This window comes from Synechococcus sp. UW179B (genome assembly GCF_900474245.1).
Lineage (GTDB): Bacteria > Cyanobacteriota > Cyanobacteriia > PCC-6307 > Cyanobiaceae > Synechococcus_C.
This window is the reverse complement of the sequence record NZ_UCNZ01000009.1, coordinates 1-13,468: the sequence shown is the minus strand read 5'-3', so window position 1 is coordinate 13,468 and position 13,468 is coordinate 1. Positions and strand designations below refer to the sequence as shown.

At 57.8% G+C, this 13,468-nt stretch carries 12 protein-coding genes; 7 read left to right on the top strand and 5 right to left on the bottom strand.

The features are described from left to right. The first annotated feature begins 138 nt into the window (after positions 1 to 138). The 3 genes from rpsJ to DXY38_RS04635 are packed head-to-tail and all read left to right on the top strand — an operon-like array spanning position 139 to position 2,123. Positions 139 to 459 (top strand): 30S ribosomal protein S10, encoded by a 321-nt coding sequence (gene rpsJ, locus DXY38_RS04645; protein ID WP_006042265.1) that lies wholly within the window; start codon positions 139 to 141, stop codon positions 457 to 459. Between the two features lie 57 nt (positions 460 to 516). Then, complete coding sequence (locus DXY38_RS04640; RefSeq protein WP_115070670.1) at positions 517 to 1,179, top strand: LON peptidase substrate-binding domain-containing protein; 663 nt, start codon at positions 517 to 519, stop codon at positions 1,177 to 1,179. Continuing rightward, positions 1,179 to 2,123 carry a methyltransferase domain-containing protein gene (locus tag DXY38_RS04635; protein WP_115070669.1) on the top strand — a complete coding sequence of 315 codons (945 nt, stop codon included), beginning with the start codon at positions 1,179 to 1,181 and terminating at the stop codon, positions 2,121 to 2,123. Before DXY38_RS04640 ends, DXY38_RS04635 begins: the two co-directional genes overlap by 1 nt. 72 nt (positions 2,124 to 2,195) lie before the next feature. Here the strand turns inward: DXY38_RS04635 and pheA are convergent, their stop codons facing one another. Then, positions 2,196 to 3,035, bottom strand: a complete 840-nt coding sequence (gene pheA, locus DXY38_RS04630) for a prephenate dehydratase (RefSeq protein ID WP_115070776.1) — start codon at positions 3,033 to 3,035, stop codon at positions 2,196 to 2,198. Positions 3,036 to 3,066: 31 nt separating this feature from the next. On the opposite strand from pheA, the gene DXY38_RS04625 reads away from it, so the two are divergent. After that, positions 3,067 to 3,642: a DUF1997 domain-containing protein gene (locus DXY38_RS04625; RefSeq protein ID WP_006854770.1), complete on the top strand. Its 576-nt coding sequence runs from the start codon at positions 3,067 to 3,069 to the stop codon at positions 3,640 to 3,642. Here DXY38_RS04625 and DXY38_RS04620 read toward each other — a convergent pair. From DXY38_RS04620 to DXY38_RS04610, 3 genes are all read right to left on the bottom strand, one after another. Continuing rightward, positions 3,625 to 4,218, bottom strand: coding sequence for a ribonuclease HII (locus tag DXY38_RS04620; protein WP_115070775.1), 594 nt, complete (start codon positions 4,216 to 4,218; stop codon positions 3,625 to 3,627). The genes DXY38_RS04625 and DXY38_RS04620 overlap by 18 nt on opposite strands. A gap of 18 nt (positions 4,219 to 4,236) precedes the next feature. After that, positions 4,237 to 6,246, bottom strand: a complete 2,010-nt coding sequence (locus DXY38_RS04615) for an Rne/Rng family ribonuclease (RefSeq protein WP_115070668.1) — start codon at positions 6,244 to 6,246, stop codon at positions 4,237 to 4,239. A 261-nt stretch (positions 6,247 to 6,507) separates the two neighbouring features. Next, entirely contained in the window at positions 6,508 to 9,093 is a 2,586-nt protein-coding gene (locus DXY38_RS04610) for a TIGR03960 family B12-binding radical SAM protein (RefSeq protein WP_244279019.1), read from the bottom strand. 165 nt (positions 9,094 to 9,258) lie between these two features. Between DXY38_RS04610 and DXY38_RS04605 the strand changes: the two genes are divergently transcribed. From DXY38_RS04605 to DXY38_RS04595, 3 genes are read left to right on the top strand one after another with little or no spacing between them, the layout of a single operon-like run. Then, a complete protein-coding gene (locus tag DXY38_RS04605) occupies positions 9,259 to 10,485 on the top strand; it encodes an LL-diaminopimelate aminotransferase (protein WP_115070667.1) in 1,227 nt (408 codons plus the stop codon). A 41-nt stretch (positions 10,486 to 10,526) separates the two neighbouring features. Continuing rightward, positions 10,527 to 10,838 carry an ATP-dependent Clp protease adapter ClpS gene (clpS, locus tag DXY38_RS04600; RefSeq protein WP_006854765.1) on the top strand — a complete coding sequence of 104 codons (312 nt, stop codon included), beginning with the start codon at positions 10,527 to 10,529 and terminating at the stop codon, positions 10,836 to 10,838. Then, positions 10,835 to 11,653: a CPBP family intramembrane glutamic endopeptidase gene (locus DXY38_RS04595; protein WP_244279011.1), complete on the top strand. Its 819-nt coding sequence runs from the start codon at positions 10,835 to 10,837 to the stop codon at positions 11,651 to 11,653. Before clpS ends, DXY38_RS04595 begins: the two co-directional genes overlap by 4 nt. Before the next feature lies 1 nt (position 11,654). Here DXY38_RS04595 and DXY38_RS04590 read toward each other — a convergent pair whose 3' ends face one another. Then, a complete protein-coding gene (locus DXY38_RS04590) occupies positions 11,655 to 13,259 on the bottom strand; it encodes a photosystem II high light acclimation radical SAM protein (RefSeq protein WP_115070665.1) in 1,605 nt (534 codons plus the stop codon). Positions 13,260 to 13,468: the final 209 nt, after the last annotated feature.

Below are 13,468 nucleotides of genomic sequence, written 5' to 3'. Positions count from 1 at the left end.
CTGTAAGGGACAGCCTGACTGCGGTGAGGCCGTCCCTTACAGTTCTTGAGTGCAAGAGCTCCAACCTCTGGAGCTCTTGCTGTCCGAACCTCGAAAATCCATCCTCTCCGTCTCTTTTAGGGACTTTCTTGCGCTTCCATGTCCACCGCAATCGCTCAGCAAAAGATTCGCATTCGTCTCAAGGCGTTTGATCGCCGCATGCTGGATCTCTCCTGCGACAAAATTATTGAGACTGCCGACAACACGGCAGCAACGGCCATTGGCCCGATTCCACTGCCAACGAAGCGGAAAATTTATTGCGTTCTGCGCTCGCCCCACGTGGATAAGGATTCACGCGAGCACTTTGAAACGCGGACCCATCGACGCATCATCGATATTTACAGCCCTTCTGCAAAGACCATCGACGCGCTCATGAAGCTCGACCTCCCCAGTGGAGTCGACATCGAGGTCAAGCTCTAATCGGAGCCCCATCCCACGATCAGCTGCCTAGTATTTTGCTCTTCGCTTAAAACCTGCGTGGTTGATCTGTCCGTCAGAGAACTCCCTCTGTTTCCTCTGCCGGATGTGGTTCTTTTCCCAAGCGATGTTCTGCCGCTGCATATCTTCGAGTCGCGTTACCGAATGATGTTGCAGAGCGTCCTGGAAACAGATCGTCGATTTGGAGTCGTGCGTTGGGATCCAAATCAACAAACAATGGCCGCTGTTGGCTGTTGTGCTGAGGTGATTCAGCATCAAACCGGAGACGATGGCCGCAGCAACATCGTGACCCTCGGACAACAGCGTTTTCGGGTCCTCAACGTCACCAGGGAGACCCCCTTTCGCTCAGCAATGGTCAGCTGGATCGAAGACGAGCCGGTCGACAACACCAGCGAATTGGAATCTTTAGCGGCGACCGTGACGCAAGCGTTGAAAGATGTGGTCGAGCTGACGGGCAAACTGACCGACTCCAAATCTTCACTCCCTGACGACCTTCCAGACCTTCCTCGCGAGCTCTCCTTTTGGATTGGAGCGCACCTAGGGGGTCCAGTCGCCGACCAACAACAGGATCTCTTAGAGCTCACCAGCACGCGCACACGGCTGGAGCAGGAGTTCGAAATGCTGGATGAGACCCGACGTCAGCTCGCTGCCCGCACAGTTTTACGCGACACCCTGTCAGAGACCGATCCGAGCAACGGTTAATGCCTTCCACGACAGTCCTCATACCAACAGCAGCCGCTTTGCTGCTCTTGGGTTGTGCCTACCAGCTTTGGAATCGACGCAACCGCGCCTATCACTCCAGTGAGAGCGTTGCCGCCGCCTACGACGCTTGGACCGATGACCAGTTACTGGAATCGCTGTGGGGTGAGCATGTTCATCTTGGGCACTACGGAACCCCTGCAAAGCCTCGAGATTTCAGGCAAGCCAAAGCCGACTTCGTTCATGAGTTGGTCCGCTGGAGTGGCTTCGATCAATTGCCCCCGGGATCCCGCGTCTTGGATGTGGGTTGCGGTATCGGAGGAAGCGCCAGGATCCTTTCCCGTGACTACGGTTTAGATGTCTTGGGGGTCAGCATCAGCCCGGCTCAGATCAACCGAGCCACCCAGCTCACCCCCGACACATTGTCCTGTCGCTTCGCCGTCATGGATGCCCTCAACCTGCAGCTTGAGGATCAAGCGTTTGACGCCGTTTGGAGTGTCGAGGCCGGTCCTCACATGCCCGACAAGCAGCGGTTCGCCGACGAACTCCTACGCGTCCTGAAGCCTGGCGGGCGCCTGGCCGTAGCCGACTGGAACCGTCGCGATCCAGTGGATGGTGCCCTTGACCGACGCGAACGCTGGGTGATGCATCAATTGCTCACGCAGTGGGCGCATCCTGAATTCGCCAGCATCCGCGGTTTTCGTCAGAACCTTGAAATCAGCCCCCATCAACACGGCACGATCAGCACCGACGATTGGACAGACGCCACCTTGCCCTCTTGGAATGAATCCATCCTTGAAGGGATTCGCAGGCCCAATGCGATTCTCCGCCTTGGCCCCAAGGCCGTTCTGCAGGGCCTACGCGAAACACCCACGCTGCTATTAATGCGTTGGGCTTTTGCCCGAGGAATGATGCAATTTGGTGTGTTTAAAACTGATCACGCTTGAGAGAAAGCTGTTGAACGCAAGCTGTTGAACGCAAGCTGTTGAACGCAGGCTATTGAGATCAAGCTCCTGAGATCACTCCAACACGGAACTGGGATAAGCCCCGAATTGGAGAAGGTGTTCACACAGCGGCTGAAGGCTTGTGGTCAGCTTGTCGAGGTACTCAGCCGTCTTTTGCCCCGGCAGCTCCACATCCACAAAAAACACATATTCACCAAGCTCACGCTTCGAGGGACGCGATTCAATCCGGCTCATGTTCAGTCCGAGCTGGGCAATCGCTTGCAAGGCCTCAATCAACGCCCCAGGAGCGTTTTGATGCAGTGAAAAGGCAAGACTGGCAATATCTCCCTCACAACTCACCTCACCGTTCTGAAGCAACAAGAAGCGGGTGCGGTTGCCAGCGACATCATTCACTGGATAGGCCAACTCCTGGAGTCCCTGTTGCCCCGCTAACGAGCGATCGGCGATGGCTGCTCGGAAGTGACTGCCTCGCACCATCCTGGCCGCTTCAGCGGTGGATCTGGCTGGGAGCTGCACAGCCTGCGGTAGGTGACGCGCCAACCAGCCGCTGCATTGGGCTAGAGCCTGGGGATGGGACAGGACCTCCGAAATTCCCTCAAGAGAGCCGCTGCTCAGCAGCGCATGACGAATCGGCAGGACAACAGCACGACGAATTCTCAAGTTCGAATAAGACCAGAGAGCATCAAGGCTTGCCGTAACCCCCCCCTCAACGGAGTTCTCCACAGGCACGACGGCCGATTCGCAGCGACCATCGGCAACATGCTCAACCACGGACCGAAGCCCCGAACACGCCACCAGTTCTGGATTCTCGATCGCCTCAAGTTTCATGAGGCTGCGAGCAGCCCGCTCCCCATAGGTCCCTTCCGGCCCGAGAAAAGCCACACGCATCGGCATCGGATCAAGACACACATCGATCGATAGGATCATGCCGCGTCAGGACACGGTCATGCCCCTGGCCTTTCGAGCCAGTCAGCATCTCGATCTACCCATCGCAGATGAGTCAGAACGTCTGCGGGCTTATTTGCATGAGCACGACCGCGTTGTCAAAGCGTTGCTCGACCCCAGCCAGCTCACCGCCTTGGCACCGGGGCACTATCGCTACACCGTGACAACACTCAATGTGTTCCAACTGCATGTCAAACCAGTGGTGTCGCTCGAAGTCGATGAAGTGAGCGGACAACTACGGATCCGAGCTCTTGATGCGGACCTCGAGGGTTTGGGCTTAGTGGATGATTTTCAACTGAGCCTTGAAGCCTTGCTCGAAGCCACTCCAAGGGGACTGCAAGGGGAGGCCATGTTGAGCGTGGAAGTGAGCCAGCCACCCCTGCTACGCCTCATTCCCAAGCGCGTGTTGGAGAGCACCGGGGAGTCCATCTTGAATGGAATTCTGCTCACGATCAAAGGCCGAGTCGGTCGTCAGTTGGTGGCTGATTTTCGGTCTTGGGCCAAGGATTTGGATAGCCCTCCCGCCAGTGAGTCCGCCCTACCCGGTAGCGAATAGCTTCCTCAAGAACGAGTGCCGATGCAGGGGGGTTGGGCCAGCGGCCAGCAGCGCTGCTCGATGTTGAGCCGTTCCATATCCTGCATGTCGCTCCAGTCCATACCCTGGGAATCGATGGGACAGGCGCCGAAGCAAAGCGTCGCGAGCCTCTTTTGCCAACACACTCGCAGCAGCTATGGCGGCATGACTGCTGTCCCCACGCACGATGGTGCGTTGAGAGCCCGCCCACAAACGCAATGGGAGCACTCCATCCACAAGAACCAGCTGGGGCCGGCTGGGCAGGCGCTGCAGAGCACACAACATGGCCTGCTCCGTCGCGGTGCGAATGCCGTAGTGATCAATCGCCCGAGCAGAGCTTTGACCCAATCCCCAAGCCTGGGCATGCTCCTCAATCAGAGGAACGAGTGCGGCGCGACGACGCGGTGTTAATGCCTTGCTATCGGTGAGGCCAGCCGCTTGCAAATGCGCTGCGGCTTGATCACTCAGTACAACGGCCGCCGCAAAAACGGGCCCAAACAAGCAGCCTCGACCCACTTCATCCACCCCAGCGATGCCCAGGCCATCGCCATCGACCATCGGAGCTGACACCACCCGTTAGTCGTTATCGGAAGTCGATGCAGACGAACGACGACGACGGCGACCAGGCCTTGTATCAGAGGAGTCTGCGGGCTCAGCACTGACCTCTGGCTCAGAGCTAGCGACCGGTTCAGAAATGGATACGGAGACAGATTCCACAACGGAGACAGCTTCCGGCTCAGGTGAGATCTCCAGTCGTGGGGTCTCAATCAAAGGCGTGATCTCCACAAGCAACGGCTGTGAATGGTCGTCCGGCTCTAGGGGAGTGACGACGGTTGTGGGTGCTGAATCGTCTCCAGCAGCTGAGGCAAGGGGACGGCCAGAACCAGGACTTGCGCTACGACCATTTCCCCTCGGCCCACGACGGCGGCGGCGACCTGCGTTCGCCGACATTTGCTGTCGAGCCTGCTCAAGTACCTGCTCTGCGTCTTCGCCGGGACGAACGATGCGCACCATCAGGTTGTCCAGCTCGGGCTGAGACTCCAGCAGTAAGGCTGGATTGAGGCCGAGCCATCCGTAGACCTGCTCTTCCTCTTCATCCATAGGAACCGCAACCAGCTCAGGATCCTGACGTCGGCTCACGCTTGCAGGCTCAATGGCAGCAGGCGTCGATGCAGCGCTGGCAATCTCCACCTCATCCAAAGGCGCATCGCTGCTATCGACAGGACCAGAAGCCGCCACAACCTTCCCTCGGCCACCGCGACGACGTCGAGCATTCGAGGCCTCTCCAGACTGAGGGACTTCAGCCCGAGCTGACGCTGCAGAGCGCACCAGCCCCGTGGCGGTGGCGAGAGGCTGCATCAGATCCTTTCCAGGAAGCACGGCAACATGGCCAAGCCCCCCACAGCTGGGGCAGGCTCGCCCGAACAGCTCATAAATATTTTGGCCCTGACGCTTACGCGTCAGCTCCACAAGACCGAGTTCTGTGAGCTGGGCAATTTGAGGGCGAGCGGCATCATCACGAATCGCGCTGGTGAAATGCTCCAACAACTGCAACTGATCACGACGGGAGTCCATGTCGATGAAGTCGACGATGATCACCCCACCGATGTTGCGCAAACGCAACTGACGCGCGATCTCAATCGCCGCCTCACAGTTGGTCCAGAGCACCGTTTCCCTGGCATTCGCCGAGCGGGTAAACGAACCAGAGTTCACATCAATCACCGTGAGCGCCTCGGTGGGCTCGATGATCACGTAGCCACCAGAGGGGAGATCCACCCTTGGCTTCAGGGCATCACGAATGGCGCCATTGACTTTGTAGTGCTCGAGCAGCTCAGAGGGCTCGGGGTGGGCCTCCACCACCACATGACTTCCCTCCTCTCCGAGGAACGAACGCACCCGCTCCACAGCAGCGGAAGACTCCACCACCACACGCTCCAAGTCCAAGCCGGTGTGATCGCGAAGAATGCGATGAATAAAATCCTCATCGCGGTTGAGAAGCACCGGAGGGGATGCCGTCTCAGCAGCTTTTTGGATCGCCTCCCATTGACGTAACAGCGATTCGAGGTCGTCAATCAGCAATTCTTCGCTGATTCCATCGGCTTCCGTACGAATCAGCAGCCCCGCACCTGGGGGCTTCACCAACACACCAAGAGCACGCAACCGGTTGCGCTCTCCTTCTGAACCAATGCGCCTGGAGATATTGACTCCCTGACCACTGGGTTGAAGCACCAGGTACCGACCTGGCAGCGCCAGATTGCCTGTTAAGCGTGGACCTTTGGTGCCCGTGGGCTCCTTCATCACCTGAACCAGCACTTTTTGGCGTGGTTCGAGCAGTTCTGTAATGCCGGCGGCACCTTTTTTAAGGCGCAAAGGGCCTAAGTCGGTGACATGAATGAAGCCATTTTTTTCGCTTTCCCCGATATTGACGAAAGCAGCATCAATCCCTGGAAGAACATTTTCAACGGTGCCCAAATAGACATCACCGATCTGGTAACGCCCTTGGGCAACGATTAATTCATCAACGCACTCATCTGTGAGAACTGCGGCAATGCGCAGTTGCTCAGCAATAACAATTTGTTGGGGCATAAACAATGACTGACGACGCCCGTCAGGATTGGAGCCCGATCAACAGCCAGCCGGCATGTCGCACGGGATTGGAATGAATTCAGGTGACCGATTCGGCCTAAACATTCGGAGTGAATAACTCCTTTGATTTGGAGCTCGACTGCAATGCCTGAGCATTGTTTGAAACAGGAGGCTCTGGCCTCTTATTCCGCAAGATGTGGGAGCAAGAAGGTCGGGACGAAACCGTGGCGCAGGCCCGTGGTTTGTCGTCTTGGTATGAATTTAGCACCGCACAAGCCGTAGCTCGAGGCGCCGAACATTGTGAAGATGTAAAGGCTGCTCCAAGGCTTCAGACAACCAGTGCTGCAACTGAGCGGGCTTCAGGCTCCGTCCTTGGTTATCGATGTGGGCGAAGAAGGCAAGCGTCACCCCATCAGCCAAACCTTCATCAGCCAAGCCTTCATCGACTGGGGCAACAATCTCAAGCCTCTCTAAAGCAGGTCTGCAATCGCGCTGACGAGGACGACCTTTTTTATCGGTGTCGTGCCAAACAAGCGTGTCACGCGACAACAAATCATCCACGACCTGCTTCCAGCGCGCCAAAGAAATCGAAGGCTCGCCCGCTTGAGGTTTCAACTCAAAACTCCATCGGGCTGCTTCCAGTTGCTGCGAGAGGCTCTGGCCAGACACGGGCACTTCATAGGCCTCCATCAACTCAAGACCTGGCGGAAGGGTCTGCTGCCAACGCTTCAAAACCTGAAGCGCCTCCACCTGTTCGATGAATTCCAAATCCATCCATTCCCCCTCCCCTTGCACGCCTAGTGGCAGCGCCAAGGCGAGCTGAAGCCGGGGAAGTGGATGAAAGCCACCGGTGAAACTCACCGGCAATTCAGCCCGTCGAAGCGCACGCTCAAACAAGCGCACCAAATCCAGATGGCTGAGCAGGGCCATCGCGCCTGTTTTGCTGAAACGAAACCTGATCCGGCAGACCCGATCACTCGGTGGAGCTTGCCTTGGCTTCTGAACCGGGATCTCAGGAGCAGGAATCACCACGTTGTGGCCTAGGTCAGGGCCACAGACCCCACAACTGCTGCATCCATCAAACGAACAATCCGGAACCACAGCCGCGTCAAGCGCTCGCTTGAGGTCTTCAGCCAACCAGCGCTTCTCAATCCCGGTATCGATGTGATCCCAAGGCAGCGGCTGAGCACAAAAGGCATCCAACCCCTCCTCGCTGAGCGCATTCGCCCGTCCCCAGCCGCCGAGCTCAAGAGCCCGGTAGCGACCTTCCAGACCGGCTGCGGCAATCGCGCCCGTCCAAGCCTCATAGGTGCGATCGAGGGCCTCGAACCAGGCATCCATCCCTGCCCCCGCACGCCATGCCGCTTCGATGACAGGCGCCAGGCTCCGATCCCCACGACCGACGAAGTCCTCCATGGCCGAGAGCCTCACATCCGTGAAGTTGAAGCGGACACCACGGAGGCGCTTCCCGGCTTCCCGAAGCAACTGCTGACGCCTTAAAAACTCTGCCGTCGAAACGCTGTGCCACTGAAACGGCGTATGCGGTTTTGGGGTGAAATTACTGATGGTGATGTTGAGATTGAGGCGACCCAAATCGCGGCAGCGATCGAGCAACATCCGACAGGTCTCGGCGATGCCGAGCACATCGGCATCGGTCTCACCAGGCAGCCCAATCATGAAATAGAGCTTCACCTTCCGGAAGCCGTTCTGCATGGCCGTGCGGATTCCATCCACAAGGTCGGTATCCGTCAGGCCTTTGTTCACGATGTCTCTCAGCCGCTGGGTGCCGGCTTCCGGTGCAAACGTGAGCCCTGACTGCCGGGAGCCCCCAAGGATGTGAGCGATATCGTCATCAAACCGGTCCACCCGCTGACTCGGCAACTGAAGCGTGACGTTGCGATCGGCGAGACGGTTACGAAGCTCGACACCCACAGCGGGCAACGCCAAATAATCGCTGCAGCTCAACGAGAGCAACGAAAAGTCGCTGTAACCCGTGCGCTGCATTCCCGTTTCAATCGCCTCAATGACGGCCTCAGGCTCCACGTCTCTTGCTGGCCTCGTCAGCATTCCCGGTTGGCAAAAACGACAGCCGCGGGTGCAGCCACGCCGAATTTCCACCGTTAATCGGTCATGCACGGTTTCGACATGGGGAACGAGTCCCATCGCGTAATGAGGCATGGGAGTGGCCACGCGCCTCAACGGGCGCGCCGGGAGACCAGGCTCCAGCGGCGCCACGCTGATCCCTTGCGGATCCGGTCCATAGAGCGAGGGCACATAAACCCCTGGGACAAGAGCCAGATCACGGAGCAAGTCCGTTCGCGACCAACCCGCCGCTTTGGCTTCGGCCACCACCAATCCAATCTCAGGGAGAAGTTCCTCCCCGTCCCCTAAAGCAATGAAGTCGAAAAAAGCTGCGTAGGGCTCAGGGTTGCTGGTGGCGGTGGGACCGCCAGCAAAAATCAGAGGCGGGGACTCAGGGTGAGAGAGGGGCAAGTCGCCTCGCTCTGCCGCATACAACGGCACTTTCGCCAAATCCAACATGGCGAGAATGTTGGTCGCACCCAGCTCGTAACTGAGGCTGAAGCCAAGAACGTCGAAGGCTGGGAGCGGCCTCCTGCTCTCCACCGCAAACAGCGCTTGATTCCGCTCTTTCAGCCTCTCGGATAGATCAGCCTCCGGGAGATAGGCCCGATCACAGAGCTGACCGGGAACAGCATTGAGGATCGAATAGAGAATGATGTGGCCGAGGTTGCTGGAGCCCACCTCGTAAATCTCGGGGTAGGTCAGAGCCCAGCGAACCCGCGCCGCCTCCCAATCCCGTGGCTCCACCCCCAACTCATGGCCCATGTAGCGGGCGGGGCGATTGATTGAGGCATCCACAAGCTGGTCAAACTCCACGACAGCGTGGGGATCCGGATCCTGCTTCGTGTGGGACGGGGCGACAATCACGACCACCAGGCCCTGCTTCTTTCATCGTATGTAGCAGGATGCCCGCAGCAACCCCAGTCATTCGTGGTCAAGGTCAACGGCAATTACCTGAAACTCAAAGCGGGTTATCTGTTCCCGGAGATTGGCCGCAGGGTGAAGGCCTTTAGTAGCGCCACCCCCGGGGCCCAACTGATTCGTCTTGGCATCGGAGACGTCACAGAGCCCCTACCGCTGGCCTGTCGCAACGCCATGAAATCAGCCATCGACGAGATGGGGACGGCGGAAGGGTTCCACGGCTATGGACCAGAACAGGGTTATGCCTGGCTTCGTGAGGCGATTGCCCGCGATGACTTCCAAGCCAGGGGCTGTGAGATCAGCGCAGAGGAGATCTTTGTGTCGGATGGCTCCAAATGCGACAGCAGCAATATCCTCGACATCCTCGGGAGTGGTAACCGCATTGCAGTCACCGATCCGGTGTATCCGGTCTACGTCGACAGCAATGTGATGGCTGGCCGCACAGGCGAAGCGGGCGATGACGGTCGTTATGGCGGCCTCACCTACCTGCCGATCACCGCCGATAACGGCTTTGCAGCACAGATTCCCAGTGAACCTGTGGACCTGATCTACCTCTGTTATCCCAACAACCCCACGGGCGCTGTCGCGACGAAGGCTCAACTCAAAGCGTGGGTGGACTATGCCCGTGCCAACAAAGCCTTGATTCTGTTTGATGCCGCTTATGAAGCCTTCATTCAGGATCCCGAGCTACCCCATTCCATCTATGAGATCGAGGGCGCACGCGAGTGTGCGATCGAATTCCGCTCCTTCTCCAAAAACGCCGGTTTTACAGGCACCCGTTGCGCCCTAACCGTTGTTCCCAAAGGGCTCAAAGGCCAAGCCGACGATGGTTCAGAGGTGGAACTTTGGGGGCTTTGGAACCGTCGGCAGAGCACCAAGTTCAACGGTGTGAGCTACATCATTCAACGCGGTGCGGAAGCGGTGTATTCCGACGCAGGGAAACAGCAAGTGAAGGCGCTTGTGAGCTTTTACATGGAGAACGCTGCCATCATCCGGGGCGAGCTCAGTGCCGCAGGCATCGAAGTGCATGGAGGACAGCACGCGCCCTATGTGTGGCTGAAAACCCCTTCCGGAATGGACTCCTGGAGCTTCTTCGATCACCTTCTTCAGAAGGCCAACGTGGTGGGAACGCCCGGCAGTGGCTTCGGGGCTGCGGGAGAGGGCTATTTCCGCCTTTCCGCCTTCAACAGCCGCAGCAATGTGGACGAAGCGATGGCCCGCATCCGCAACCTATGACCTCATCACTCCTAGATTGGAAGGAGTGGGAATCAGTGGTAATGGTGGATACACCCAGCCGTAGCCCCGGTGGGGCTGCGGTTCTTGATAAGCAGACCGAGCGGGTGCGTAAGACATCGCCCCGCTACAAGGTTTTGCTTCATAACGACCCTGTTAACAGCATGGAGTACGTCGTCGTCACGCTTCAGCAGGTGGTTCCCCAGCTCAGTGAACAGGACGCGATGGCCGTGATGCTGGAAACCCACAACACGGGGGTCGGTCTGGTGATCGTTTGCGACATTGAGCCTGCAGAGTTCTACTGCGAAACCTTGAAGAACAAGGGCCTCACCAGCACCATCGAACCAGAAGATTGATACAGCCCCCCCCCAGATCAACGTTGCACTGGTGGGGAACGCTCTTCTATGTACCGGTGCTCTACGGGCTGGGTTGGCTGAGCGCACGACCTCTGGCACTGATTTTCCCCCAATGGCGCCCGGACCAGGTGAACCTGGCTGGAGTGGTGGTGGCGTTGCTGCTGCTGTTGCTCACCCTCCCTTGGCGATTGCGACGCAGCTGGGGTGTCGAGCATCCCTGGCAAAAGCTGGGGATTGTCGTCCCTGCCGCTGCGGGGCTACGCGCCTTCCTTCGCGGATTCTTGAAGGCAGCTGCACTGCTTTTTGGCGTGGTTGTGGTCCTACTGCTCAGTGGCCAAAGCCAATGGCAGGGGCAACTTACAGCCGGACAACTCCTTAACGCCATCGCCCTGCTGCTGGGATTGGGATTCGCTGAGGAACTGCTCTTTCGTGGTTGGCTCTGGGGTGAATTGGAGCTGCTGGCAGGCCGTCAACAGGCCATTGGCTTGCAGGCTGCCTTCTTTGCTCTGGTGCATCCCTGGTACCAGCTGCCCGCGATCGAAGCGATTGGTCTGCTGGTAGGGCTGGCGCTCTTGGGGCTGGCCCTAGCGCTGCAACGGCGGGCCGATCAAGGTGCGCTCTGGGGATCGGTTGGACTTCACGGCGGACTGGTCGGGGGCTGGTTTGCCCTGCAATCCGGCCTGATCAGCGTGCCGGCGACAGGGCCAGTTTGGCTCTTGGGTCCTGGCGGGGCCAATCCCAACCCGATCGGAGGCCTCTTGGGCTGGGTCGGGCTAGCGGGATTAATCCTGGTGCGCCGCCGCTGGTGGCGCTGAGCTAGCGGGTCGCGGTCGCCAAGGCCTTGCGGCCTTCAACGGGTGCACGCAGGGCTTCTTCAAGTGGAGCTGTGCCGTAGTCGCGTTCGAGAAGTCCCATCACCGTTTTGCCGAAACGACAAGGATCGCGATCAAACGCTTCAAGGCAAACACGACCAAACGTGCTGCCCATCGGCTCAGGATTCCAAAGGAGTTTGCGCGCCGTCCAGGGCATCATGCTCATCGGGTTGTATCCAGGCTTAATCAAACCTTGATCAAAGCCGTATTGCTCGAGGTGCGTGTGCGGCTGTAAGCCGATGAAGAAGATGGCAGGTTCAACCCGATCTTCACCAAAAATCGTTTCGAGTTCCCGGTGATACGCCACGGTTTGCCGAATCGTTTCAGGCCTTTCATCAATCACATTGAAGGAGTAATTCACCGACACGTGATCACGGAAGCCCGCGTCGGCAAGCATCCGGCAACTTTCCAAAACAGTGCGCAGGTTGTACCCCATACGCATCTTGCGAACGAGCTCCTGGGAACCTGAAGTTATACCGATTTCGAAGTAACTCATGCCGGTCTCAACCATCAACTGGGCCAACTCAGGATCCAAGTTGTCGGCACGGATGTAGGCCGCCCAACGAATCCCCGTTAGACCTTCCGCTTTGATCGCACGCAACAGCTCCTTTGCATCCTCGATGTATTTCCGAGCGGGAATGAACTGCGCATCGGTAAACCAGAAGCCCCGCACCCCACGGTCATAAAGCTGACGCATTTCAGCAACAACTTCCTGCACAGGATTGACCCTTACCTGCTTGCCTTCCACAACGGTGTAGACGCAATAACAACAGTTGTGAGGGCACCCTCGCTTGGTCTGAACACCAACGTAAAAGTCTCCACCTTCTAAGTACCAATCCAGCTGCGGCCAAATCGAAGCGATGTAGTTGTAATCACACGCTGTCTTTGGCCTGCTCTCGGGTTGCTCATGAATCAAACCCCGGCGAGGCGCCTCTCCCACAACAAAACAACGCTCTCCATCAAGCGGTTGTTGAGCCAACAGCTTTTCCAGGAGTGGCTCACCCTCCCCGATGGAAATGATGGTTCCCTTCGGCAAGGACCGGCCCAGCTGTTCATAAAAAACACTGACGGCACCACCACCTAAAACGACACGCGCTTCTGGACGATGGCGACGCGCCCGTTTCAAACCACGACGCACCAATTTTTGATTGCGATGAAGTTCGCCGTAATGACTGGTCATCAAGCGCAATCCACCCAAGGCCCCCTTGACTCGCTTCAGAGGGTTGCGTGCATAAAACACTTCAAAGGAATTTTGGAGTGGATTCCCGCCTCGGCCATCCACAGGTGCATAGATCTGAATGTCTCTCCAAGAGAAGACCAACAACGTGGGCCGAAACTGATCCACCACGTTGAGCAGAACACCTTCAACATCAAGAACCGGCAGGGCCGCCAGATCAAGAATGCGCTGGGGCAATTCCGGAAAACACTTGTGCAAGTGATCGGCGAGATAAATCGGTCCGATCGGAAAGATTGGATTGCATGGCAAGCGCACAAACAGGACCCTTTCACCTGCTGCCCTTGACGTCGCGATCGGTACTGCGTTGCTCATCCGCGGACGCTAACAACTGCATCCGCTGCAACGCCCGGCCCCGGGCTTCAGGATTGCTTCATCAAGAAGCGGTTACAAACCGCAAACTTGCTTTACAATTGCTTCGGCAGGGCGTCCTGCCCTTCCGTAACCGTCTCCTTGCGAGACCTTCTTTTCCGTTCTCATGACTACCACCATCCAGCAGCGCTCCGGCGCTAACGGCTGGCAGC